Source organism: Paenibacillus rhizoryzae (assembly GCF_059686995.1).
In genome coordinates, this window is the sequence record NZ_JCAALT010000002.1 from 595,677 (window position 1) to 621,945 (window position 26,269).

At 51.7% G+C, this 26,269-nt stretch carries 20 protein-coding genes; 7 read left to right on the forward strand and 13 right to left on the reverse strand.

The genetic code is table 11. The features are described from left to right. Nucleotides 1–6 precede the first annotated feature (6 nt). From AC6ESO_RS07835 to AC6ESO_RS07850, 4 genes are all read right to left on the reverse strand, one after another. Entirely contained in the window at nucleotides 7–855 is an 849-nt protein-coding gene (locus AC6ESO_RS07835; RefSeq protein ID WP_497090889.1) for a carbohydrate ABC transporter permease, read from the reverse strand. A gap of 2 nt (nucleotides 856–857) precedes the next feature. Next, entirely contained in the window at nucleotides 858–1,700 is an 843-nt protein-coding gene (locus AC6ESO_RS07840; RefSeq protein ID WP_497091073.1) for a carbohydrate ABC transporter permease, read from the reverse strand. Nucleotides 1,701–1,815: 115 nt separating this feature from the next. Continuing rightward, the gene (locus AC6ESO_RS07845) at nucleotides 1,816–4,788 is read right to left on the reverse strand and encodes an extracellular solute-binding protein (protein WP_497090890.1); all 2,973 of its coding nucleotides are present in this window, start codon (nucleotides 4,786–4,788) and stop codon (nucleotides 1,816–1,818) included. Nucleotides 4,789–4,812: 24 nt separating this feature from the next. Further along, on the reverse strand, nucleotides 4,813–5,922 hold the full coding sequence (locus tag AC6ESO_RS07850) for a sn-glycerol-3-phosphate ABC transporter ATP-binding protein UgpC (protein ID WP_494818109.1): 1,110 nt from the start codon (nucleotides 5,920–5,922) through the stop codon (nucleotides 4,813–4,815). A gap of 390 nt (nucleotides 5,923–6,312) precedes the next feature. Here AC6ESO_RS07850 and AC6ESO_RS07855 point away from each other — a divergent pair, with 390 nt between their 5' ends. Continuing rightward, complete coding sequence (locus AC6ESO_RS07855; RefSeq protein ID WP_497090891.1) at nucleotides 6,313–7,668, forward strand: LLM class flavin-dependent oxidoreductase; 1,356 nt, start codon at nucleotides 6,313–6,315, stop codon at nucleotides 7,666–7,668. Between the two features lie 37 nt (nucleotides 7,669–7,705). Next, complete coding sequence (locus tag AC6ESO_RS07860; RefSeq protein WP_497090892.1) at nucleotides 7,706–8,920, forward strand: LLM class flavin-dependent oxidoreductase; 1,215 nt, start codon at nucleotides 7,706–7,708, stop codon at nucleotides 8,918–8,920. Between the two features lie 59 nt (nucleotides 8,921–8,979). Here AC6ESO_RS07860 and nfsA read toward each other — a convergent pair whose 3' ends face one another. Continuing rightward, nucleotides 8,980–9,729 carry an oxygen-insensitive NADPH nitroreductase gene (gene nfsA / locus AC6ESO_RS07865; protein WP_497090893.1) on the reverse strand — a complete coding sequence of 250 codons (750 nt, stop codon included), beginning with the start codon at nucleotides 9,727–9,729 and terminating at the stop codon, nucleotides 8,980–8,982. Between the two features lie 185 nt (nucleotides 9,730–9,914). On the opposite strand from nfsA, the gene AC6ESO_RS07870 reads away from it, so the two are divergent. After that, a complete protein-coding gene (locus tag AC6ESO_RS07870) occupies nucleotides 9,915–11,054 on the forward strand; it encodes an NAD(P)-binding domain-containing protein (protein ID WP_497090894.1) in 1,140 nt (379 codons plus the stop codon). Nucleotides 11,055–11,196: 142 nt separating this feature from the next. After that, a complete protein-coding gene (locus AC6ESO_RS07875; protein ID WP_497090895.1) occupies nucleotides 11,197–12,564 on the forward strand; it encodes a spore germination protein in 1,368 nt (455 codons plus the stop codon). Nucleotides 12,565–12,640: 76 nt separating this feature from the next. Here the strand turns inward: AC6ESO_RS07875 and AC6ESO_RS07880 are convergent, their stop codons facing one another. The 8 genes from AC6ESO_RS07880 to AC6ESO_RS07915 all read right to left on the reverse strand — a co-directional run bounded on the left by AC6ESO_RS07880 (nucleotide 12,641) and on the right by AC6ESO_RS07915 (nucleotide 22,318). After that, nucleotides 12,641–13,150, reverse strand: a complete 510-nt coding sequence (locus tag AC6ESO_RS07880; protein ID WP_497090896.1) for a DUF421 domain-containing protein — start codon at nucleotides 13,148–13,150, stop codon at nucleotides 12,641–12,643. A gap of 39 nt (nucleotides 13,151–13,189) precedes the next feature. Then, nucleotides 13,190–14,341, reverse strand: coding sequence for a cation:proton antiporter (locus AC6ESO_RS07885; RefSeq protein WP_497090897.1), 1,152 nt, complete (start codon nucleotides 14,339–14,341; stop codon nucleotides 13,190–13,192). A 116-nt stretch (nucleotides 14,342–14,457) separates the two neighbouring features. Then, nucleotides 14,458–15,924, reverse strand: coding sequence for a glycoside hydrolase family 28 protein (locus tag AC6ESO_RS07890; protein ID WP_497090898.1), 1,467 nt, complete (start codon nucleotides 15,922–15,924; stop codon nucleotides 14,458–14,460). A 17-nt stretch (nucleotides 15,925–15,941) separates the two neighbouring features. Beyond that, nucleotides 15,942–17,048 (reverse strand): glycoside hydrolase family 88/105 protein, encoded by a 1,107-nt coding sequence (locus AC6ESO_RS07895; RefSeq protein WP_497090899.1) that lies wholly within the window; start codon nucleotides 17,046–17,048, stop codon nucleotides 15,942–15,944. A gap of 42 nt (nucleotides 17,049–17,090) precedes the next feature. Continuing rightward, nucleotides 17,091–17,966, reverse strand: a complete 876-nt coding sequence (locus AC6ESO_RS07900; RefSeq protein WP_497090900.1) for a carbohydrate ABC transporter permease — start codon at nucleotides 17,964–17,966, stop codon at nucleotides 17,091–17,093. 21 nt (nucleotides 17,967–17,987) lie between these two features. Continuing rightward, nucleotides 17,988–18,941: an ABC transporter permease gene (locus AC6ESO_RS07905; protein WP_497090901.1), complete on the reverse strand. Its 954-nt coding sequence runs from the start codon at nucleotides 18,939–18,941 to the stop codon at nucleotides 17,988–17,990. A 97-nt stretch (nucleotides 18,942–19,038) separates the two neighbouring features. Beyond that, nucleotides 19,039–20,616, reverse strand: a complete 1,578-nt coding sequence (locus AC6ESO_RS07910; RefSeq protein WP_497090902.1) for an extracellular solute-binding protein — start codon at nucleotides 20,614–20,616, stop codon at nucleotides 19,039–19,041. A gap of 190 nt (nucleotides 20,617–20,806) precedes the next feature. Continuing rightward, nucleotides 20,807–22,318, reverse strand: a complete 1,512-nt coding sequence (locus AC6ESO_RS07915; protein WP_497090903.1) for an extracellular solute-binding protein — start codon at nucleotides 22,316–22,318, stop codon at nucleotides 20,807–20,809. Between the two features lie 117 nt (nucleotides 22,319–22,435). On the opposite strand from AC6ESO_RS07915, the gene AC6ESO_RS07920 reads away from it, so the two are divergent. The 3 genes from AC6ESO_RS07920 to rsiV all read left to right on the forward strand — a co-directional run bounded on the left by AC6ESO_RS07920 (nucleotide 22,436) and on the right by rsiV (nucleotide 26,269). Next, on the forward strand, nucleotides 22,436–24,742 hold the full coding sequence (locus AC6ESO_RS07920) for a helix-turn-helix domain-containing protein (RefSeq protein ID WP_497090904.1): 2,307 nt from the start codon (nucleotides 22,436–22,438) through the stop codon (nucleotides 24,740–24,742). A gap of 140 nt (nucleotides 24,743–24,882) precedes the next feature. Continuing rightward, entirely contained in the window at nucleotides 24,883–25,398 is a 516-nt protein-coding gene (gene sigV / locus AC6ESO_RS07925; protein ID WP_497090905.1) for an RNA polymerase sigma factor SigV, read from the forward strand. Next, nucleotides 25,391–26,269, forward strand: a complete 879-nt coding sequence (rsiV, locus tag AC6ESO_RS07930) for an anti-sigma-V factor RsiV (RefSeq protein ID WP_497090906.1) — start codon at nucleotides 25,391–25,393, stop codon at nucleotides 26,267–26,269. The genes sigV and rsiV overlap by 8 nt, the downstream gene beginning before the upstream one ends.

Here is a 26,269-nt window from a genome sequence, read left to right on the forward strand (position 1 = left end):
CCCTCCTCATTTGATTCCCGAATGCGCCATCGTATCGATGACCTTCCGCTGCAGGATGACGAAAAACACCAAGTTCGGCACCAGAATAATTAATGCCGCGACTGCCGCCGCTCCCTGCCGGGCGACATTGTTCGCCAGATTGTTCGTCAGCGTGGACAGGAAGAACGGGAACGTCTTCATATCGTCGTCCTGCATATAGAACGCCGAGGTCTCCAGGTTGCTCCATGAATTCTGAAACGACAGGATGGCGACCGTAGCGACGGCCGGCATGCAGACCGGGATGACGATTTTAAGGAACAAGCCGAACTCCGTCGACCCGTCGATTCGCGCGGCTTCCAGAAGGGCCGACGGAATCTGGTCCATAAACTGTTTGAGCAGGAAGACGGCGACCGGCAGCGCCACCATCGGCAGCACGTGCCCGAGATACGTATTCATCAGTCCCAGCTGGCTGACCACCAAGTAGCGCGGAATTTGGACGACCTCAGGCGCGAACATGAGCATGAGCACGATGGACGAAAACACCAATCTTTTGCCTGGAAATTCGTGTTTGGCGAGCGCATAGGCGCATAAGGAGCTGACGACCGTCACCGCCACGATGGTCACGGCCGTAATTAGAAAACTGTTGAACAAGTAGCGGGATAACGGAATGATCGAATTCGACGTGACCCACATCAGCTCGATGAAGTTCTGAACCGTCGGCTCCTTGACGAAGAAATTCGGCGGATAGACGAACAGCTCGTGATACGGTTTGAACGCATGGTTGAAGATATAAATGATTGGAATCAACATGAACGCCGCGAAGGCGGCCATGGCCAGATGAAGAGCGATTCTCGATATGGAGAATGATTTCAGCATGATTACTCCTCCTTGCTTCCGAACAAACCCCAAGCGAGCTTATTCGATGCGTACATCAGCAGCAGGAGAAAGACCGAAATCGCCGCCGCATAGCCCATCTCGAAACGGATAAAGCCGAAATCCTGAATATGGTTGACGATTAGATGCCCGGCGTATTCCGGCGTCGGGTTTTTGCCCGATAATTCCACGCCGATCGCTCCCGTCTTAAAGGTCGTGACGATCGCCATGACGGCGCCGAACAGCATCTGGGGTTTCATCGAAGGAATCGTGATATACCAGATTTCCTGCAGCCTGCTTCGGATGCCGTCGATCCGCCCCGCCTCGTACAGAATGGGGTCGATGTTCAAAATGCCGGCCAGCATCGCCAGAAAACCGACGCCCATGCTCGACCATAACGACACCGCGATCATCGAATTCATGAGCAGCGCGGGGTCCGTCACCCAAAGCTTCGGCACGTCGATCAAACCCTGCCCGAGCAGAAAGCTGTTAAGGTAGCCGATCCGGTCCCCGGAAAGCAGCGGCAGCCAAATAACCGTCATCGCGACGCCGATCGTGAGCGAGGGCGTGTAGACTGCCAAGGCGATCCACTTTCGGACGCTTTTGCCCAAGAGCGAGATGAGCCAAGCCACGATAAAGCCCGCGATATAACCGCCCGGTCCCACGATGATCGCGAATTTGAACGTATTCGGAAGCGCGTATTTCAAAAACAGCAGATCCTGCGAGATTAGATATTGAAAATTGCTCCATCCAATAAAACGAGGCGGCTCGACCGCGTTGTAATAGGTAAAGCTCAATCCGATCGCAATGACAACCGGCACGACGATAAAGGTGCCGAATATCAGCATGAATGGGGCGATGAACAGATACGACGTCCGGTAGGACCATAGCTTGCTCAGGATGACGTTCGTCTCCCTCTCACGGCTTGCCGTTACCCGGTACGCCGTCCGATAGGATAATAATCTACTTAACATAGCGGTCGATCCCTTCCCATGGTTTGTCGACATTCGGCAGCTTGAACGGCTTAAGCCGTTTGCCGTCGGCATCGATGAAGCCGAATTCCTCCTGCTTCCTGCGGAGCTCCCGGTTAATGTCGCGTACGGCTTGCTCCAGCGAAGCCCGGTAGTTCATCTTGCCGATAACCGACCGGTTCCAGGCGTTGTTCGCTTCCCGCTCCAGGTAGTAGCCTCCGGGGACGTTCGGAATATCCTTGTACCATCGCCATTGCTCGAGGATCACTTCGGCGTCCTCCCGTTTCCAAGGCAGGCGGCTGAACGCCTGAACGTTTGACGTATTCCAGCGGAACGCGACGCCGTTAATGGCTTCAAGGTCGGCTCCGTATTGCTGCTGAACGTCGGCGGACAACCACCACTGCAGAAACTTCCATGACTGCTCCTTCTTCGTTGACCGCTTGAAAATAACGTCGGTGCGCTGCCCGCCCCCGGCCCAGCGGGAGATCGTGCCGTCCGGTTGTTGAACGCCGGGTATTTCGGCTATTTTCCAGCGGTCGTTCAGCTCAGGCGCGGCCGCGGCCAGCTGCACGTACATGTTGTAATCCGATATGCCGATCGGCATCGTGCCGTCGCGGAAATGCTGATAGAAGCTCGGCACTTCCTTCTCTATCGCATACGTGTTGAACAGATCCGTCCATTGCTTGAAGGCCTTGAACGCGTCCGGATTGTCCAATGCGGTCTTCAATCCGTCCGGTTCGTAGAAATCGATGCCGTTCTGGTAGAAATATTGCGAGAATTGCGTTGGATTGATATAAAAGTTCATATAATTCTGCTGCAGCGTCGGCAGAATATCGTAGACGTCCTCCCAGGTCTGCGGAACCGGGATGCCCAGCTTCTTTAGAATATCCTCCCGGTAGAACAACACTTGGAACGATTGCGTTTCCGGCGTGCCGTAATGCCCGCCGTTATAGTTAAGAGGAAGCCAGGAACCGGGACTGAACTGCTCGTAAAGCTTGTCGAACCCCGGGAATTCGGACAGGTTCGCAAGACTTCCCCGAATGGCGAGATCGACCGGCAAATCTTGGGTTAATCCGAGCGCCAGATCGGGCTGCACGTCGGCGGCATTGGACATAAGCAGCAGCTCCGGATTCGCGAGCAAATTAACCTTCACTTCGATTCCGGTCTCCGGCGTGAACGATTCGTCGGCAAGCTGCTGCAGCTGATCGACGTAGTCGCGCCCGCGCTGGACCCAGATATTCAGCTTCTTCTCGTCGAGCTTCGTAATGCTGTCCCTGCTGTCGAATGAGTAGCTGAAATTTTGAATGCCGCCCCACAGCCTGCTCCACAGAGACGCCTTCATGCCGGGAAAGTCGGCCCCCATCGGGGCTACGTAGATTTCGTCGAGCTGGAGCGTCTGCTTCAGCAGCGTCTCGATGAACAGGTTCAGCTTCTCCCGGATCGACGCGATTTCCTCGACGTTATACGGAATCTCCTCCGGCTTCTTAAGCAGCGAACGGATATCCTTGGCCGCGGTAGCCATCCCCTGGCTTACGGAATCTTTGTTTCCGTTGATTCGAACGCTCGTTTGCGACAGCAGCTCCAACCGATCCGCGATTTGCTGAAGCTTATCCGGCATTTCCGGATAATCCCGTTCCATGATCCAGGTCCGATTGCGGTCCACGACCGCTCCCGTCAATGCCCGCAATTCCCAATCGACCGCATCGAGCTCTTGCGTCACCGATTTGACTTCGGCAATGATCGGTTCGACGGGGGCATGAGTGACGGCCAGCGAAATCGTATGCTTCCCTTTATCAAGGAAGACTTCATAGGGGCTGCCTGCAGCGTTTTCGAGCACCTGTCCCTGCCAGCTCGGTGAATAGGGAAAGGCGAAGGCTTGGAGCTCCCGGAACGGAACTTTGCCGTCGATGCGAACGGTCCGAAACGACGTTTTCTGCGAAACGACGTTCTGCAGCGTGCGGAACGCGAATTTGTACCGTCCGCCCTCGGCCACCTCGAAATCCCACGTGATTTCCTGGTTCTGGTCGACCCACCTTGCCCCGCCGACCGTATTGTATGTGATCCGGCCTTTGGCTCTGGGGACGGTGCGCGGATTGCGGTCCGAGAATAGCTTGATGGCCGTATCGTTCTTATAGTCAAAATCCTCGGCTTGAATCGTAATCGGCCCCGCGCCTTTAGCGTCGCCCCCTGGATAGCCGGCGGAAATTTCCGCATAACTGCGCGGCGTTTCGCTTGGCGCCAGCTCGATGCGTTCCAGCGCAATCGGCTCGTAGCCCGAGAACCGGATCGTATGGGTTCCCTTCGGAAAATACCATTGCAGCGGTCCGGCGAAAGCGCCTGCCGAATCGACCAGCGGCTTGGTGCTCCAATCGGAAATGTCCTTCGATCTCGGACGGATTTGATCGCCGTCTCCGTTCTTCAAGATGGGCCGGACATCCTGCCAGGTGCGGTATAGCGCAACGGATGACGCTTCCGCGAATGGCCGTTTGCCGTCGATATTCACTTCCCACAGAATCGGAGCGGTTCTGCCGTCACCGGTAATCGGCTTGTAGGAAAGTCGGATCTCGTACAGCCCCGCCTCCGGGACGACCGCCTTGAACTCGGCCCATTCTTTGTCCGGAGAATCCCAGCGCAGTACCCCGGCCTTGCCGCCGTATTCGCCGGTCGAGAGTTTTCCGGCATTCGAAACCGCCTGCGGACTCCCCGCGTCAACCGCGACAGCGGTCTTTGCGCTTTGGATTCCTTTGCTGTTCCACAAGCTCAAAGCCTGGGCATAAGCGAGCTCTCCCTCTCCGGGGCCGGCAGGCGGCGGCGTATTCAAGACATCGTCCGCATTAGCCGCCGCCGCAGCCGTATGCTGGCCGTTCGGACTGCTGTAATGCTGCAGCGCAGCCTGCACGGAGAATACCAGCAAGCCGGCCGCCAGCACGGCACCACTTGCCTTTCTCCATAAACGTATTTTCAAAACGCTCTCTCCTTCCGGCGTGGTTTAGGACGAAAACCGCTCGCCGGTTTCCTGGTGAAAGAACAGCATCTTCAACGTATCGAGCCCTAATCTAACCGTTTCGTTCGATTCGAAATGTACCGACGGACTGACGCGCGCGATGAGCAAATTGTCTTGGCCGATATCAAGGTAGAGATAGCGGTCAGCGCCCATCAGCTCGGCGAATTGATAGGAGCCCGTGATAACGGCCTCCGAGAACAGCGCTTCAAGGCTGATGTTTTCTGGCCTAATGCCGAGAATGACTTGCTTGTCGATTTGCTTATGCTTCCGGAGCGCGGCCGCGTTGTCGCCGTGAATCGGGAGCTTGAACCGCGAGGTATGGAATTCGAGCACGCCAAGCGCATTCTCTTCGATTTTGCCCCGAATGAAATTGATTTGGGGCGATCCGATGAATCCGGCGACGAACGTATTGGCCGGATACGAATAAATGTGCTCGGGCGTGTCGATCTGGTGGATGATGCCATCTCGCATGACGACGACCCGGTCGGCCATCGTCATTGCCTCCACCTGGTCATGGGTCACGTAGATGAACGTACTGCCCAGCTCCTTATGGAGCTTAATGATTTCCATCCTCATGGAAACCCGCAGCTTGGCATCCAGATTGGATAGAGGCTCATCCATAAGAAATAACTTGGGGTTGCGGACAATCGCCCGGCCGAGGGCGACGCGCTGGCGCTGTCCCCCTGACAGCTGCCGCGGTTTGCGGTTCAGATACGGCTCGATCTCCAGAATGCGGGAAGCCTTCTTCACCGCGAGATCGATTTCGTGTTTGGGCAGCTTTCGCATCCGAAGGCCGAACGCGATATTTTCAAATACGCTTAAGTTTGGATACAGCGCGTAATTCTGGAACACCATCGAGATGTCGCGATCCTTCGGCGGCAGATGGTTGACCACCTGACCGTCGATGATGATCTCGCCCTCCGAAATGTCTTCCAGGCCGGCAATCATGCGCAGCGTCGTTGACTTGCCGCAGCCGGACGGACCGACGAATACGATAAATTCCTTATCCCGGATCGTCATGTGGAAGTCCTTTACGACCGGATGTTTATCTTTACCGTAGCGTTTGTAAAGATGATTGATCTGCAAGCCCGCCATTGATATCCCCCTATCCTCTTGCCCGTATCCAAATGAAAAAAGGAGATATCCGGTCGGTTTCATAAAGAAACCTGATCAGACATCTCCGAGTGTACGGTCGATTATTTGGTCCAAATCGCTATAACCAATAAATCCGATGAAATTTGTATGTTTTGGTTCAACTTGGGTCTTACTATAACAACGCCTCCTAGATATTGTCAACCTCATCGGCTGAACTTTTTTTGAAAAATAGACATTGACGATTGGCACATGATCCTATAATATTTCGAGTAAAACGATGGGATTACCCAGCGTTAGAGACCGGTCAACCGGATCCATGGCTATTCAGCGTGGGTCCGGTTTTTTTTGTCCGTTTCTATGCGATGGGCCCTACTAACAGAGGTGAGAGGTATGGGAGCAAACAAGGAAAAGTCAAAGAAGCAAGCGCATTTCAACGTATTTATTCGTGGAGCCGGCCATCATGCCGGAGCTTGGAAGCATCCATCCAGCGATCCTAATGCAGATCTGGGTTTGGATTATTATGCCGGTCTGGCGAAAATTGCCGAGCGCGGACTATTCGATTCCTTATTCACGGCGGACAACTACTCCGGCCTAGGCAGAAGACTGGAGCCGTTTACGCTGTTATCGGCGCTTGCGGCGCTGACCAAGCATGTCGGATTTATCGCCACTGTCAGCACGACCTATAACGATCCCTATCATGTCGCCCGCAAATTCGCTTCGCTTGACCATATCAGCAAGGGCCGCGCGGCATGGAATATCGTTACCGGACATTCGCAGTCGGATGCCGATAATTTCGGCAAGCCCGGCCATCCCGAACCGGAGACGCGCTACGATATCGGCACGGAATTTGTCGAAGTGACGAAGCAGCTGTGGGACAGCTGGGAAGAGGACGCGCTCGTCTACGACCGGGCAAGCGATGTGACGCTTCACCAAGATAAGGTGCATGATATTAATTTCAAAGGCAAATATTTCAACGTCAAAGGCCCTCTGAACATTCCCCGTCCGCCGCAGGGCTATCCTGTTCTTGTCCAGGCCGGATCGTCCGAAAGCGGCAAGGAGCTGGCCGCCCGTACGGGAGAAGTCATTTTCACGGCCCAACAGACGCTTGGAGCCGCGCAGGAGTTCTATACGGACGTAAAATCCCGGCTGGCCAAGTACGGGAGAACGCCGGACCAGCTGCTCATTATGCCGGGGCTCAGCCCAATCGTAGCGGATACGGAAGCCGAGGCCCGCGACCTTGAAGATGAGCTGTTCAACTTGGTCGACTCCGCCAAATCACTGAAGCGGTTGTCTAATTATTTTACGGTCGACCTGTCCGAATATCCGCTTGACGCGCCGGTTCCGGTCGATAAATCGAAGCCATATGGCTTCTCGAACAACGGGATTACGAGCCGCCACGAAGTTGTCATTGACGCCGCGCGCCGCGACAATATGACCATAAGGCAGTTCCTGAGCCGCAGTTATGCCGGGCATGGCCATGTTTCGTTCACCGGTTCGGTCATCCAGGTCGCCGATTTTATCGAGAAATGGCTAGCGGAAGGCGGGGCCGACGGCTTCAACATCCTGCCTCCCCTCTTCCCTTCCGGCTTCGAAACGTTCGTTGACAAGGTAGTGCCGGAGCTGCAGAACCGCGGGTTGTTCCGCACCGCATACGAAGGCGCCACGCTTCGCGAAAATCTCGGCCTTGCCCGTCCGGATAACGCGCATAAGCAGATTTGGGCGGCGCTGAGCAAGGCGGCGAAGTAACCTATTCAAACTTAAATAAGAACGGAGGTTTCAGCGGATGGCAGTCAACCATGTACCTGAAGTTGAATTCGGCTGGTATATGCCGACAAGGGGCGACGGCCCTTACATTGGCGTCAAATCAGAACGCGTCGTCGATACGCCTTATATGATTCGCGTCGCTCAGGCGGTAGAAAACGCCGGCTACACGTTCGCCCTGATCCCGACCGGCGGCACCTGCAGCGACGCCTGGATTATGGGCGCGACGCTCGCCGCCCATACGCGCGTCTTCAAACCGCTAGTTGCGATGCGCCCCGGATTAATCGCGCCGGCGTTAGCTGCACGCATCGGCGCAACGCTTGATGAGGTGACCGGCGGCCGTGCGCTCATCAACATTGTAACCGGCAGTTCGCCGGAGGACATGAGGGCAATGGGCGACCCGCTGGCAGACGACAAGGAAGCGCGTTATGAACGTACGCTGGAATATGTCAAGATCGTTCGCGAGCTGTGGGTTCGCTCGCACGGCGCGGAGGGACGCCAGTTCCTTGCCGGCGGCAGCCTTGCGGCAGGTAATCCGGAAGGTGCCGCGCCGACGTTCGATTTCAATGGCAAACACTTCTCCATTGAGGGCGGCAAGAGCTATCCCCCGCCGGTGCAGCGTCCGCATCCGCCCTTCTATTTCGGCGGAAGCTCGCCGGCAGCGAAGAAAACAGCTGCCGAAATCGCAGACGTCTATCTCATGTGGGCAGAACCTCTCGATTGGATTAGAGAACAGATAGCGGAAGTAGAGCACCATCGCGAGCAACTGATTGAGCGCGAAGGCATCAACCGTACGATCCGGTACGGCCTACGGGCACAGGTCGTCATCCGTGATACCGAGGAGGAGGCATGGGCAGCGGCGAAGCTGATCATCAGCAAGGTCGACAACGCGACTCTCGACGCGAACGAAATTCAGTTTGGCGGCTCGCAATCGGAAGGCCAGCAGCGTCAGAACCACGTCCGCGCACTCGCTAAGGCCAACGATTATGTCATTGGGCCTAACTTCTGGGCCGGCTTGTCCGCCATTCGCGGGGGCGGCGCCATGGCATTTGTCGGCACGCCCGAACAAGTCGCCGACAGGCTGCTCGAATACGTGGATATCGGCATCACTTCCTTCATCTTCTCGGGCTATCCGAATCTTGAAGAAGCGACGATATCCGGGACGAAGCTGCTTCCTGTATTCCACCGCAAACTCGCCGAGCGGCTTCAGGCGGATCTGAGCGAAACCGCAAGCTGACGACAAACAGCGCCCATTGCGTATGGGCGCTGTCCTTGTCTTAGCGGCAAAAGCTTCGCTTACTTGAAGCGGTAGCCTTGACCTTCTATAAAACCTTGCAAGTGATGGCGCAGCCGGTCTTTGCGGAAGCGCGATGCCATCTCTTTGGACCAATACGTATCCTTGCTGCCGCCGGCACGGGAGGCATAATAAGACTTCGTTGTCTCGTCATAGTCTTTAATGCTGGTTGCGAACGCTTCGTCGTCGTAAATTTCATCGTGGTAAATCGCGGCCACCGGAAGCCTAGGACGAATGTCGGGCTCCTGGTCAGGCACGCCAAGGCACATGCCGAATACGGGATAAACGAGATGAGGAAGCTTCAACAGCTCCGCCGCCCGTTTCGGGTCATTGCGAATGCCGCCGATGTAGACCATGCCCAGTCCGACCGATTCCGCCGCAATCGTCGCGTTTTGCGCCGCAAGCGTGGCGTCGATCGTCGCCAGCAGAAACGTTTCCACGTTCTGCGCCAGCTCTTTGTCTTCATCGTCTTCGTGCAGTCGGACCGCTGTTTGCAGCCGGTTCAAGTCCGCGCACCATACAAGGAACAGCGGCGCCTCCTCGATATGCTTCTGGCCGCCCGCAAGCTCGGCGAATTGCCGTTTCGTCTCCTTATTGCGCACGCCGACAACGCTGTACGCTTGGATATTGGATGACGTGGATGCCGCTTGCGCGGAAGCCAGAATCGAGGCCAACTGCTCCTCCGTCACCGGATCCGGCTTAAATTTGCGAATCGAGCGATGAGCCTGCAAATGCTTAATAATGTCGTTCAACTTATTCCCTCCTCTTGAAATAAAAAAAACCGGAGATGCACATAGCGCATTCTCCGGTTTTCCGGTGGATTACATAACCCTACTATTCCTACTGGTAATATTGAATTTAGCATCAAACCTCTATGCTGTCAACACGCAGCGCCGCTCTCACAACGTATTTTATTAATCTCAAGGAGGGGTTTCCCATGGTCGATCTCGCCATTATCGGAGCAGGCCCTTACGGTATATCGCTGGCTGCGCATGCCAAGGCCGCCGGGCTCTCCTATGCGCTGCTCGGACAGCCGATGCATTTCTGGAAGGAGCAGATGCCGCAGACGATGTTCATCCGCACCAATCCGCTTTACATCAGCCTCTCGGACAGCGATGACAGATGGACGATTGAGCGATTCTGCGAAGAAACCGGCACGCCTCTTATTTCGCCGTTTCCGCGCCCCGCATTCGTCGATTACGCCTTCTGGTTCGCCCGTCAGGCCGGCATTTCATTTACGTCTGACCTGGCAGCCGAAATCAAGCGTTCTTCGCATGCTTTTGACATCGTCACCCGAACGGGCTCTCACCTATCAGCCGCTCGCATCGTCGTCGCCACCGGGCTGCAGCATTTCAGCTATATCCCGAAAGTGCTGCGTTCGCTGCCTCCGTCGCTGCTGACGCATACATTCGGCCAAACCTCATTCGATCGTTTCCGCGGCCTCTCGGTTGCCGTCGTCGGAAGCGGCCAGAGCGCCTGGGAAGCGGCGGCGCTGCTTCATTTGGCCGGCTCCGACGCGGAGCTGCTGTTTCGCGGAGAAGAGGTTCGCTTCTCCGGGGAGGACAATGCCGCTTCCGGACTTCGTCTGATCGAATCGGCCGAGCGGTTTTACCGCCAGCCTCCCGAAGAGAAGCAGGAGCGCTGGAATACGCCGAGGCGCGGCAGTGTTGCCTTATTCCTGAAGCCTTACGTGGAAGGCAAAGTGAAAGCGACTGGCGGCGTTGACATCGTCCGCGCGGATGCCCGGGAAGACGGCAAAGTACAGCTCGCGCTCTCGAATGGCGAGACCCGCGTGGTAGACCATGTGATCAGCGCAACCGGCTACCGTATTCATTTGGATAGCGTGCCTTTCCTGGCACCCGAGCTTTCCAGAGACATTCTCCGGGAACCTAAGCCTTTCGATGGCTTCCCCCTTTTAAGCGAGCACTTTGAAAGCAGCATACCCGGACTCTATTTTACCGGACCGCTGGCCAGCCATACCCATGGCCCGGCCTTCGGCTTCATTGCCGGCCTTGGCCGGACATGCCGATCCATAATCCCGCATGTCGTCGGCATGAAAAACGGCAGCCCCTTATAGCGGGCTGCCGCAACCGTTGCCCGGCCGTCATGTCAAGATGCCAGAGGATTGGAGGCTTCTTGCATATAACGGGATAACTATGCTCAAAATATGGAAATCTAACCGATTCTGCTTGAAGTGGGGTATTTTGGTGCACAGCAATATGACGGCAATCACTGAAGCATTGGGCCATAGTTCCGATTTTCGAATCCGTAATATTGAAGAAAGCGGTGAAGTACAGGTAACCGTTTTCTATATAGATGGACTGGTTTATGCGGACAGACTGGAGAAACATGTAATTACACCGCTTGTACACCATATTGATGCACAACTTAATACAGCTGATTTAATGGAGATCAGCAGCCCGGAACAAGCCGCACAAGCGATCGTACAAGGCAAAGCTGTTATTCTTTATCAACAAACCGGCACGATGCTTAGCGTAGATGTGACATTGTGGAAAGAACGTCCCGTTGGCGAAGCCTTAACGGAACGCAATCCTTTAGGATTAATGGTTGGCTTTACGGAGAAGGCAAATTCAAATATAAGCATCCTGCGCGGCCTTCTCAAAACACCTAATTTGACGGTTGAAACGATGCAAAAAGGCACCTTAACGCCAACATCGATCTCGATCGTGTATATGAGAAATAGTGTAGATACCGGTATTCTTCATGAAGTAAGAAAGCGGATAGACGAATTGGACGTGAAGTATATCTTGCAGTCTGCCATTGTGGAGGAAGTGCTCGCGAAGAATAGTTGGACCATATTCCCTTTGACGTCGGTCACCGAAGCACCGGACATCGCTGCCAGTTCCATTTTAGAAGGAAAAGTCGTTGTGTTTGTCGATAACACGCCGCATGCGATTTTATGTCCCACATTATTTGTCAGTTTCTTTCAATCGCCGGAGGAATACTACGGTAATTACGGGAGGTATCTAAACAGAATCATTAAGTTGATCTCGTGCTTAGTAGGAACTCATGCGTCAGCGTTGTATCTATTATTAGAACGCAGTGATTTGCTCTCTAAAAAGGTACACAAGCTGCTTTATCCCGATGATCTGTTATTGCCGACATTTGCCGGAGTGATCATCCTATATGTTATATTCAAAATTCTGGTCGACGGCATGTTTAAGGTAAATACGAATCTGATTGTGTTCTTTGCCTTCATATCTACCGTATTTATAGGCGAGAATCTGTTGAAAATAAAGCTTTTCAGCCCATTTTGCTTGTCTATTCTGGCTTTCTCGTATGTCATCGGCATCTTCTTTACAAGTCGCGGGTTATCCTCAACCATTCTCACATTAAATTGGATTTATTTATTTACTGCCTATCTAACCGGGTTACGAGGTGTCATTGTGATTACCACTGTAACGTTCATCCATATTGTAATGTTGAAGAGCATAACCGTGCCGTATTTTAGTCCTTTAATTCCGCTGAGGCCGAGAGAACTGCGCGATGTGTTTTTCCGGTCTAATTTGAAGAAACTGATCAATAGCAAACACTCCTATACAAGAATAAGAAAGCGTAGAACATGAATCTGTAAACCAGGTTCTCCGCGAAACAGAAAAAGCCGAAGCCCTTATTTAGGGCTTCGGCTTTTTGAATCCTGTCTCATTGCAACAGCCGAGACTCAATGAGCTGCTTTAGTTGTTCAATATCCTGCTTCGTCGCCGGAGCTTTATGCGGCTTTAGCTTCACGGTCAGCTGACCTCCGGCCTCCATCGTGGCATATTCAACATCCTCGCGATCGTAGACCCCAGAGGCACGCAGCTGCGCATCAAGCCCTTCGTTAGTAAGTCTCAGTGATTCCATTGCGCCTAGATCCAAATTCCCACCCACTATAATTGGTATTGATTTGCCGAGCCATAAAGTGCGAAAAGGAGTATACCGTGTGATCAAAGCTCTAATCATTCGTACAGTCAAGATGAGAATGACCGCAGTGCCCAAGGTCCTCCATATATTCTCGTTCTCAACTGGTCGAATAAATAACGGACCAAGAATCAGCATTAGCAGCACGTCGACAACCGTTAATTTCCCGATTGACGTTCGACCTGTAAATCGAAGAAGAAGCGAGCCCATGACGATAATGAGTATGGCTTTCCAAATCCAGTCGTAAGACATGGCATCCCACCTTTCTCGGTAATCATATTCCAGGACTTGTTAGGTAAGTCGATCGTTGATTTTCGAAAAGAACAGCTTCAACATTGGCGGCGTTATCAACGTGGTCAAGATGATCACCATAACGATCGAAGTAAAATACTTCTCTAACAATAGCCCTGATTCTAAACCAGCCACCCCTATAATTAAAGCCACTTCTCCTCTAGAGACCATACCGGAACCGATGGCTAGCGATGAAGTTTGATCAAAGCCGGTTAGTCTCGCTCCAAGCCCCCCGCCCAGCATTTTCGTCGCAACCGCGATAACCGTCATGAGCAGGATAAACCAAATGTGGTTACCCAAGCCTGTAAAGGTAATGTTTAGTCCGATGCTGACAAAAAATACGGGGACAAAGAGTGTATAGGCGATCGGCTCGACTTTGGTTTCGACATCGTGCTTGTATGCGGTTTGCGAAACGGCGATTCCACCTGCGAATGCGCCAATAATCCCCGCAACGCCCATCGTTTCTGCAAAATAAGAAAATGCAAAGCAAATAATGAGAGCCGCGCTCATGACAGCTTCGCTAATGTGAAGAGGTGCGATGATTTTCATGACAAAGGGAACGAGAAACCATCCTGCAACGATGATCGCGATTAAAAATAATACCTTCTTAAGGATGAGAACGGCGATGGATACATCCCCTGCCGGGCCAAGAACACTCATCATGACAGCAAGCAGAACGACTACAATGACATCATCCACAACGGCAGCTCCCAGAATAGTAGTGCCCTCTCTGGAGTCTAATCGATTCATCTCTTTTAACGTTTGGACTGATATGCTAACCGAGGTAGCACAGAGCAGTAATCCAATGAATAGCGACTGCGTATTCGAAAGTCCGAGAGCAATAGATAAGGCATATCCACCGATAAAAGGAAGTATGATCCCGCCAACCGCCACAGCGAACGACGCCTTCCAATTTTCCCGCAATTTGTCCAAATCCGTTTCTAATCCCGCGATAAACATGAGTAACAGTACGCCGATTTCCGAAAAATGCGATATAAATGCATCCGGATGGATCCATCCGAGAATAGCGGGTCCCAAAATAATACCCGCAATCAGCTTGCCAAGCACGGCAGGTTGTCCAATACGAACCGACAAATCGCCAGCAACTTTCGTTGACAATATAATCAGCACCAAATATAACAGAACTTCCATGTTGAATCACACCTATCCTTACGTTCCTTTGATACCATCATCTCCTTGGACCTAGGCTAATAAACCTTAGGAACTGTAACATCCCATCAGGACCTTGCAGTTCCTTTTATGCGTTGTTAGTGGCAGATTTCCGGCGTTCGGGTTACATTAGTCGAACGTACAACCACGATATCGGGCGTGTCCGGGTGTACCTGCTTCATCTTAAAATCCTTCACTTCAATATCGCGGCTGTCCTCGATCCGCAGCGCTGGACCCTGTCTTGTTTCGATCCGCACGCCATTCAATTCCAGCTCCTTGACATGCTTGCACAGCATCCCTTCGCCTGCCGCGACGAATGCATTGAATACCATATCGGGCTCATCCCCGACTTCACCTTGATCCGCAGTCATTTCAATATGTACCTGATTGAGCTGCACGTCTCGAATCGGCATCTCCGGCAGGCCATACAGGAAACCGGCCGAAGCACGGCAGCGCTTGGCCGTTAAGCCGCTTATCCGGATATGTTCGATGACAGGCGTGGCTTCCGTTACTGGCCTGGCCTCGGCACTGCCGATCAACACGTCGGACTTGTCGACACCGTGGCGGTAGAAGGCATTGATCGTTAGTGGACACAGTACATCCTCCATATAGAGGTTGCTGACCAATATATTACGGATATATCCGCCTCTGGCGCGGTTCGTCTTCATTCGGATTCCGCGGTCCGTTCCGATAAATATACAGCCGGTTATGACCACGTTACGAATGCCGCCTGCCATTTCGCTGCCCATCACGATGCCGCCATGACCTCGTTTCATCGTGCAATTGGCCACCGTAATATTTTCCGAAGGCCTGGCGACTCTTCTCCCGTCTTCATCAATACCCGATTTAATGCATAGACAGTCATCCCCGACGTCGAAATGACAATCTGAAATCCGTACATAGGAACAAGAATCGATATCCAAGCCGTCGCCGTTCGGAGCGTCATGCGGATTGCGGATTGTAACCCCATGCACCGACACGTTGCGGCAATAGACCAAATGCACGTTCCAAAATGGAGAGTTCTGCAGCGTGACCCCTTCAATACGGACATCCTCGCAATCTATGAATTGCAGCAGAGGCGGACGGAGAAACTGGGACTCCCACTCGACGATATTACTTGTGTACGAACGGAGCAGCGACTCATTAAGTACCGCCAGCTTCTGCGTGACGTCGCTCGCGATTTGGCCGCCCTGCCGCAGTACGCGATTTGCCTGCCACCATGAACCCCCCTGACCGTCGATGACTCCCTGTCCCTTAATCGTGATCTGCTTCAAGCCTCTTCCGTATAGCAACGGCGAAAACGCGAAGCACTCATATCCCGACCACCTCGTCGGGACGGGTGGATAGCGCTCGAACTCCGACCGGAATAACAGCAAGGCGCCTGCCGCAAGTTCCAACGTTATCTGGCTCTTCAGCACGATTCTTCCGGTCAAATATCGGCCCGCGGGTATATAAACCGTTCCTCCTAGATCCGAGCAAGCTTCAACCGCTGCGGAAATGGCTTCGCTATTGTCATAGATTCCGTCACCGATCGCGCCAAACCGGGTAATATCGAAGATCGACATGATCTACATCCGCTCCTTCATCGGTTGCTGTCCAATAAATCGCTCATCGCAGTACATGCCATAACGAAAGCGCCGACTCCGTGCAGGTCATTTCTGCTTGTAGGGCGAGTCACATAGTTCTCGTAATCGCCGGCAGATGTCCCGATGCAGATATCGGGCATGACAATCCTGCCTTGTTCGTCCTGCTCCATGCGGCCGATTAGCCCACGATACCCGCTCATCGCTGCATCCAAGTATTCGTCGCCGATGACGCCTTGCTTAATGGCCTTTGCAATGGCGTACACGAATAAGCTCGTACAAGAGGTTTCAAGCCAATTATCTTCGTTATGGCCTTTATCCACCACCTGATACCACAAGCCGCTCGACTTATCCTGATAACCAATCAATGAATGAAGGAAATCTCGCTGAACTTCCTTCAATTGTGCGTATGCTTCCTCATCTTTAGCCAGGTTCGAGATCAATTCGGTCAAGGCCAGTCCATACCAGCCGAGCGATCTTCCCCAAAATTCAGGCGAACAGCCCGTCTGCTTATCCGCCCACGGCATCTCTCGGCTTTCATCCCAAGCATGGTAGAGAAGCCCGGTGCGTTCGTCCTTCATCGCCTTGCGCATGAGCCGTTCCTGCAGCAGCGCCGTCTCTTTCAGCCTGTCATCTCGGTACGTGCCGGCGTACTTCAACGCAAATACGCCGCCCATATACAATCCGTCGAGCCACATCTGATAAGGATATTTATCCTTATGCCAGAAGCCGCCCTCCCTCGTCTTGTTGAATGTGTCAAACAAGCCTCTTAACCGGTCAGCCGCCAGCCGATACTTAGGCTTGCCTGTCCGTTCCTGCAGCCGAAACAGCAGCAAGCCAGCCTGAATGGCATCCAATTCATCACGCGCAGCATATAAATTCCCGTAATCGTCTACTAATCCGTCAACGTAGCCTTGGATATACGCCTCGTATATCGGCTCGTTCACTCGTTCCGCGAGCATCTCCATCCCGCATAAAAACACCCCTTGATGATAGTGCCATCGGCGTGCGGGTGGCAGCTCCTCTGGCCTATAGATGCCCATAATCGAATCGCAGGCGTAGCGCGCCCATTCGATCGGCGTTCTTAAGCTTATCTCTATTTTCATCGCAGCTCCTCCATTTGCTTGTAGTGTGATCCCTCTCTGCACTCAGCCCTTCATAGAACCGAGAAGCGCACCTTTGGCAAAGTGCTTCTGCAGGAACGGATATACGGCCAGAATCGGCAGCGTAGCCACAACGATAACGGCCATTTTGACAGCTTGGTCCGGGGGAGGAACGGCACCGTCAAGACTCGAGCTGAAATCCAGACCGCTCGCCAATACGACAATCTGGCGAAGCAGAACTTGGATTGGCCACATGCTGCTGTCATTCAAATACAGAATCGCATTGAGGTAGGTATTCCAGTAGGTCACCGCATAGAAAAGCGAGATGGTCGCGATAGCCGGCATCGACAGCGGAAGCACGATCCTGAACAAAATGCCGAAATCGCTGCAGCCGTCCATTTTGGCCGATTCTTCTAATCCCTCCGGGATGTTCTGGAAGAAATTGCGGAGAATGATCATATTAAACGCGCTGACGGTCAGCGGCAGGACGAGAGCAGCGTACGTATCGATTAAATGCAGCTCCTTTACAACAAGAAATGTCGGGATCAGTCCGCCTTGAAACAGCATGGTGAAGACGACCAGGAACATGATTGCCCTGCGGCCGTCCAAATCCTTGCGAGACAAACCATACGCCATTAAGGAAGTAATGAACATGCTAAAAGCAGTGCCGAACAGCGTGACCAACATGGAAACCGTGATCGAACGGAAAATCGTGCCCGTCGAGAAGACGAAGCGATAGGCTTCGAAGCTAATGTCGCTTGGGAAAATAATGAATTTTTTAGCCGCCATCTCCGCACTAGTCGTTAACGAGCCCGCCACGACATGGAGGAACGGAAGAACGGTAGCGAGCGATATTATCATAAGCAGGATGAAATTGACGCTGCCGAACAGCCGGCTTCCGAACGTTCGATCCTGGATCATGCGGATTCCTCCCGGTTGTTCTTAGTAGATGCCATCTTCACCGAAGCGCTTGGAAAGCTTGTTCGCGCCGATGACCATGATCAGCCCGACGATCGATTTAAACAGTCCGACCGCTGTGCTGTAACTGAATTTCCCTTGCTTCAATCCTGCCGTATATACATAGGTATCAATAATTTCCGCCACTTCGCGATTCATGGAATTGAGCAGCAAATACACATGTTCAAATCCAAGCTCCAGCACATCCCCCACCTTCAGGATGAATAAGACAATGATGACGCTGCGGACAGCCGGGAGCGTAATATGCCAGATTTGGCGCAACCGGCCGGCACCGTCCATTCTTGCGGCTTCGTACTGCTGCGGGTCGATCGCCGCTATGGCAGCCAAATAAATGATCGTTCCCCAGCCCGCCTCGCGCCAGATCACCTGAATCATGTAAGTCGGACGAAACCATTCGGAGCTTAGCAGGAAATTCACCTTCTCTAACCCGAGCGCGCCAAAGATCGCATTCACGATGCCGCCATCCATTGTCAGCATGACATAGCTGATGGATACAATAATGACCCATGACATAAAGTGCGGCAGATAGATGAGCGATTGAAACAGCCTCTTAAAGCCGCTGCTCCGTACTTCATTGAGCATTAAAGCCAGCAGGATCGGGACCGGAAAGTAGAACAAGAGATTGAGTCCGAACAAAATAAGCGTGTTGGTCAAAATGTTCAGAAAGTCTGGTTCGGTGAATAAACGGTTGAAATGCTCGAATCCGACCCATTCGCTTCCCGCGATCCCTTTAAACGGTTTAAAGTTCTGAAACGCAATAATAAGACCGAACATCGGCGCATACTTGAAAATCAAGAAATAGAACAAACCCGGCACTATCATGACATACAGCCATATATTGCGACGCAGCCGCCTTCCGAGCTCGCTCCCGGCATTTGGCGTCCGCATTGGCACCGGACGAACGGTCAATTCCCGCATCGTTCTTCTCCCTTCCACCTGCATGGATCGAAGAGGCTGTCATTAGCGATCCGACAGCCTCTTCAGCTAGCTGACTACTTTTCCGGCTGATCCCGGCTTATTTTTGATAGACTGCGTTATATTCCTCGATAATTTGGTCTCCGCCGCGTTTCTTCCATTCCCCGATCGCTTTGTCGAAGCCGCCTTTATCGATTTTTCCGTAAATATACTGGTAAGTCGCATCCGTAATCAGGGTCTGGAGCTCCACGCCTTGCTCGGTATAGGTTTGGGAGTCAAGCGCTGCAGCCGGATCCAAGATGGCGATTTTCTCGTTTTCCTTCGTGAATTGTTCCGCATGGATTCTGCCCGGGAGCGCGTAAAAGCCCTCGTATGTGCCGTTTGTTTCCGACTCGCCGATGAGACTGTCCTTGAAGCCCTTCACTTCCCGCTCGATCAGATCCGAATCCTCCGTCACCTTCGCCTTGCCGTCTTCGACGGTATAGTGCTTGCCTTCGATTCCCCAGAACAGTATGTTGGCGACTTCAGGCGTCATCAATTTGTCGTAGAAGGCCAGCACTTTCTTCAATTCTTCCTCGTCTTTAATAGCGGATTTCGGGAACAGGACCACGTTGTTATATCCCGGAATTGCCCATGTGGCGAGCTCGCCGTTTGGCCCTTTGATCAGTGCCAGCGTGTCGATGGCAGCCGATGGAGCGTTCTTGATTAAATCTTTGTTCAGCGTATCAACGTCCGACATCGCGCCGATGTACATCCCTGCTTTGCCGCTCGTAAATAGGCTGACCTGGTCCGTCTTGCTGGTTGCCGCGAAGTCCTTGTTCATGGCACCGGCATCGCGGATGGTTTTCATGAAATCCATGGCCGCCGCATATTGCGGAAACATGAATTCAGGCTGCAGCTTCCCGTCCTTCTCGCCCCAATTATTCGGCGTAGCGAACCAAGAGGCGACCGTCTTGAAAGCGCCGTAGATCAGATCGTTCCGATCCGCAAGTCCGATCGTGTTCGGTTTCCCGTCTCCGTCCGGGTCTTTCTCGGTGAACGCTTTAGCCATCGCAATGACGTCGTCGACGGTCTCGGGCGTTTTCAATTGAAGCTTATCCGCCCAATCCTTGCGGTAAATAAGGCCTTGGCGGGCAAGCGGTCTGCCGATATAAAGCGAGAACAGCTTGCCGTCGACCTTCGTATTGTTCAGAATCAAGGGCTTCAGCTTGCTCAAATTCGGGAATTCGCTAAGCAAGGGTCCGATCTCCCAAAACTGACCGTCGCGAATCGCCCCTTTCATCTGCATAAACGTAGCTTGATTTTTCAAATAAGTAACTTGAGGAAGCGCACCGGTAGCCATGGTTGCGTTCAACTTATCTTCGTAAGTGTCCGCCGGAAAAAATTGATAGGTCAGCTTCGTGTTCGTGAGCTTCTCGATTTCGTTCTTAATGGTGTCAGGCGGCGTTTGCGCAACGTTTAGCGGAAGCATGATCGTAATCTCCGTAGGCTCCTCGCTCTCAGGCTCCGTTGTTTCGCTTGTCGCAGGTTCGTTGGTGCCTGCTGCTTCATTTACTTTCGTATCGGTGCCGCTATTCGAATCAATCACGGCGTTCCCACCGTTATTACCACCGCATGCCGATAGCATCGTGCTGAGTACCAAAACCGTGCCAATCTGAACAAATGCCCTTCTCTTCATCTTGCTTGACCTCCGCATCGATTTGTTATTAGGAGCTGCACGTCAAACATACATGCGGTCGGTTCATTACGAATACAATCACGTCACCACATTTCGATGCTTTGAGCCGTCTTCTGAAGAAATGATTATCGCGTCTTTCCATGACAACAAAAAATCCGCCTCACAATCACGGGGCGGATTTCTATCTCTTCTATTCAAAATAAGACTTCGTGAACTCCTCCATCATTGCGTTGCCGCCGCTTCGCTTCCATCTGTCGACTTCCTGATCAAATCCCGTTTGATCGATTTGCCCTAAAATATAGTGATACGTCGCATCCGTGATGATTCGGTTCAGCTCCTCGCTCCGCTCATCGAACGTCGCGGATTCCAAATTCACGGTCGGATCCTTGACGATAAACTTCTCATTATCGCTGCTGAGCTTCTCGGCAAGCGCCAGCAGCGGGTCTTCCTGTGTGACTTGCAGAAGGTTCGGATTGCTCAAATCGGCGGTCATGAGCACATACATCGGCCCGACTTCATCGATACGCAGCTGCTCGCTCGCGGAAGGCAGCTGGACCTTCTTGCCCTGCAGCTTATAATGCCTGCCTTCAACGCCGAATTTCATAAGATTCGCAACGTCGGCTTCCATGGATCGGTCGAAGAATGCGAGCACCTGCTTGAGTTCATCCTCCGATTTGATCGCGCTCTTCGAGAAAAGGAACAGCCCGTTGAAATTCGGGATGGACCACACCTTGTACCCTTGCGGGCCTTCGATCCGGTTGATGACCGTAAACCTTGCGTCTTTGTTGAACTGCTTCGCTTCATTGGACAGCCGCTGTACATCCGTCATGCTCCCGATATAGACGCCGGCCGTTCCATGTATAAGCAAATTCCGCTGAATATCTTTGCTCGTAACGGCAAAGTCCTGATTTATGAGCTTCTCGTCGTACAGCTTCTTCATGAAGTTCATCGTGTCCATATAAGGCGCCGTCTCGAATTCGGGCACCATACGGTGATCGGCTGCAACCCAATTGTTCGGTGTTCCGAAATAAGAGCTGAGCGTCTTGAATGCACCGAAAACGAGATCGTTTCGGTCGGTTAATCCGATCGTATCGTTCTTGCCGTTGCGGTCGGGATCCCCATAGGTAAACTGCTTCAATACGTCATAGAGCTGGTCGAGCGTTCGAGGCGGGGCAAGCTTCACATTTTCGAGCCAATCCTCCCGAATAATGACGCCTTGCCGCGAGGATGGGCGCTCCGTGTACAAACCGAATATTTTACCGTCAACAGCGGTCTGATCAAGAATATCGCCATTCAGCCGCCTTAAGTTCGGAAACGCATCTAAATATGGGCCGATTTCCCAAAACATGCCGGAACGAATCGCGCTTTTTAACAGGTAATAATCGGTATACTTGACGAACGTCGCTTTCTTCAGCGAATTCATCGTTAGGGCAGCATTCATCTTATCGGAATAAATCTCGTCGCGAACCCAATCGATAACGAGCTTCGTTCCGGTCATATCTTCTATTTTCTGAACAAGAGACGCCTCTGGTCCCTGCGGAAAATGAAGGGGCACCATAATGGTAATGACAGGTCTGGAATCGGCTGCTTCGATCGAATCCGAATGTAATGGATTGGAGCATGAAGCAAGCGTAAGCGCTGTAATCAGAAGAATAATCGTTTTGATGGTTCTGCTGGTAAGGCCGGATAAATGACAACGCAACAAATCAATTCCCCCCGAATCTGCAATAATGATTACTATAGGCTTCAATGATTATTGTCCAAGTACTGAGGAGTAGCCTACAATGGTGGTATAACATTGATAAGGTGATGGCTCTTGATGCGCTCATTCAGTTTTCTGACCAAATTAACCTTTTTCTGTTTTTTGCTCAGCACGTTGCCTGTTTTGTTCATCGGTATCTTCTCGTATGTAACTTCGTCCAATGAAATACAAAAGGATGTCAACAAAGGAAAAATTCAGCTGCTTGAGCAAATCAATGCCAATGTAGAGCAAATTCTTACGACTGTCAACCATACGCTTAACCAGGTCATAAACTCTGCCGTGCTTAAAAACGCAATGAACAGCTCCTTAACTGTAAGCGATTTCAATCTTTATGGCAATCTGCGGGATGAGCTATTGCACATGCAGTCTTTCGATACCAAACTAGAGGATGTCGTCCTCATTAACAAGCGCCATAATTGGATGATTAAAAATTCCGGCTTATATCGATTCGATCAATATGCCTTCCATGATCAGCTCGATGGGCTGATTGAAGCCAAATCCGATACGGCTTGGGTCATGAATCCGTCCCACTTCTTTTACAGCGAGGAAAGTGCCGGTAGCGCGATGTGCACGTACAGCGTTAGCCTGATTAAGAAGCTGCCTGTAACCGAGCCTAATCCTTATGGACTTATCATGGCAAACATTCCAACCTGCAGTTTGCAGTCGCTGCTTGAGCATGCTCCGGATCAGTCGGATATGACGTTGATTATCGACGATCAGTACCGCATCCTTGTTCACCCTGACCGCGATTTAATCGGAAAGCCCTTGTCGGCCATCGGATTCGATCAAGAAAGCAAGCTTAACGAGCAGATCGGTCAGTTCTTATCGGATATGAATCATCAATCGTTTTCCGTTACGTATTACAAATCGCCGACTAACGGCTGGATCTACATGTCTATCACTTCCATCGCGAGCCTGACGAAAGAATCCAAGAAGATCGGTTTGTACACCGTTGCGGTTTGCGTGATTATGTTACTCATTACGATGCTGCTTGCATGGCTAGGATCGCGGCGCATGTATTCGCCTATCGAAAGGCTTCTTAAGCAAATAGACGTGCGCAAACTCGATATCCGTCAGAATCGGACGAACGAATTCCAGGCGATAGGCGAACAAATTCGGCAATTGGCTCAATCCAAAACAAAGCTCGAGAGCGAGCTTCACCAGCATCTCAAGCAGGTACGCACGTTCTTCTTGGCTAAAGCTTTCCAGGGGAATGTGAAGCGAGGCGATCTCACGGAGCAATTGGAGCGATTCGGATTCAGTGCACAGCTTGAAGAATGGCATTCGATGGCTGTCGTTACTCTCCAAATCGATTCGCTGGACGAAACCAGATACGGCAAACAAGACATCGAGCTGCTGCTCTTTGCCGTCCAGAATATGATCGAAGAACTCATACCGCCCGAGAATCGGCTTGTTTCGTTAACGATTGATCACACCGTTGTCACGCTGTTCGGCAGCGCGGCTGCAGAAATCGAGGACTTTAAAACCGCCCTATTTATATTGACCGAGCAATTGCAGCAGCAGATTCAAAGTTTCCTACATCTGACGGTCAGCATCGGCATCAGTCTTCCATTCCATGACATCGGACTCCTTCCTGCCGCCTATCAAGAAGGCTTGGATGCACTGAAATACCGGCTAAAGCTGGGTGCAGGCATCGTTATCCAATATGAGCACGTAAATGCGGGAAAGCATTACTTTATCAGGAGCTACCCGAACCAATTGGAGAACGACCTCATCGATGCCATCAAGTTAGCCGAGAAAGAAAAAGCGAAGGAAATCCTTCAAGCGTTCCTGTCTCCCGTCTTCTCCGTGAAGATGTCGCCGCAGGAGTATCATTTCCCGTTGGTGCGCCTCTTGAATAGTTTGCTGGTCGTGAAGCAGGAGTCCGGAATTAGCATGAATCAGATTGGCTCCGGCCGGAGTTCGTTATTTGAGGAGTTATTCGAATTGAATACAGTGCCGGAAATCGAAGATTGGTTCTGGACGCGCATCATCTTCCCCATGGTGCGTATTTTCAGAGACCGGCAGGACGCTCAATACTCCAACATTTCGGAGAAGATCATCGATCTGATTCATCATCATTACGACACCGATCTATCGCTGGAGGAATGCGCTGCGAAGCTTAATTACAATTCCAATTATTTAAGCAGCGTTTTCCGCAAGGAAACGAACAGCTCCTTTAGCGAGTATTTAGCAACCTACCGGTTCAGCATGGCCAAAAAGTGGCTGAGAGAGAGCGATATACCCGTGAAAGACATAGCTACCAAGCTGCGGTACAACAATCCGCAGAACTTTATCCGTTCCTTCCGCAAGTTAGAAGGCATTACGCCCGGCCAATATCGAGATCGCCATACCGCTTCATAATAGCTGACTAAATAAGGAGCAGTTGCCTCGGCATACTGCTCCTTATTTTTTTAAGTGGTAAATAATTCTGCAGCAAACTTTTTGCAGGCCTGAAACGTCATAGACTTACGTCCCTTAGCACAAAGGAGAGTTTATTCGTCATGGTTGCTTCCCCTTCTTCGAAGGAAGTGCTGCAATGCATCTTACAACACAAAGACAATGCCTATCGATTGGCCTATACATACGTCAGAAATCCCGATGATGCGCTGGACATTATTCAAGATGCCATCCAGAAAGCGTTAGCCGCCTCTAAGTCGCTCAAAGATGCGTCCCTGGCGAAAAGTTGGTTTTACCGGATTGTTATCAACGCCGCGCTGGACTTCTTGAGGAAAAAGAAAAACGCTGTCACGCTCGACGAGGAGAAGCTCGAAACCTACGGATTAAGTACACAAGATACCTATCGGGATTTCGATTTGGAAAATGCGTTGAGTTTGCTCCCTCCCCTTTATCGAAGCGTAGTCGTGCTCCGTTATTTCGAAGACATGAAAATAGAAGAAATCGCCGGTGTCTTAAACGAAAACGTCAATACGATCAAGACGCGATTGTACGAAGCGCTAAAAAAACTGCGCTTGTTCATGAACGATGAAAACTTTAGTAAGGTGGATGGAAATGGATAACAAGTTGAACGAACTGAAGCGACAATATCGCGAAATTCCTATCCCCGAGGGTCTGGACGTTCTTGTAGATGATGTGATTCGCAAGCATGTCCGTAAGAAGACGATACGTATTCGATGGATCGCAGCTGCGGCTGCAATTGCGACACTGTTTATTTCGGCTTTAAACACGAGTCCATCGTTTGCACACGCATCTTCGAAATGGCCGGTCATCGGCCCCCTTGCTAAAGTGCTTACCATCCGAGAATACAAGGTAGAAGAACCCACTTATAAAGCCCATATTCAAGTGCCGGTCATTGCCGATCTTGGTGACGCGAAGTTAGAACAACAGTTAAACAACAAATATGCTGCCGAGAGCAAACGGCTGTACGATGAATTCATGGCGGAAATGGATGATTTGAAACAAAGTGGCGGTGGTGAAGCTGGCGTGGAAAGCGGTTATGTTGTCAAAACCGATACGGATCGCCTGTTGTCCGTTGGACGCTATGTCGCCAATACCGTAGGTTCTTCTTCCACCACGTTCCAATACGATACGGTAGACAAAGTGAACCATGTGCTCATCACGCTGCCGAGTCTCTTTAAAGACGAGCGGTATATCGCTCTCATCAGCAACAACATTCAGGAACAAATGCTGGCGAGAATGAAACAAGACAAAAACTCGTTTTTTTGGGTTACCGGAAATGGCCAGCAAGAGTCGGACTTGAATTTCAGATCCATCGACAAAGATCAAAACTTTTATATTAACGCGGACAACAAACTGGTCATTTCCTTCGATAAGTACGCTGTCGCCCCCGGATCGATGGGCATCGTAGAGTTCGTCATTCCAAGTGAGCTATTAACTGACGTTCTGATCAATCAAGAATACGTAAAATAA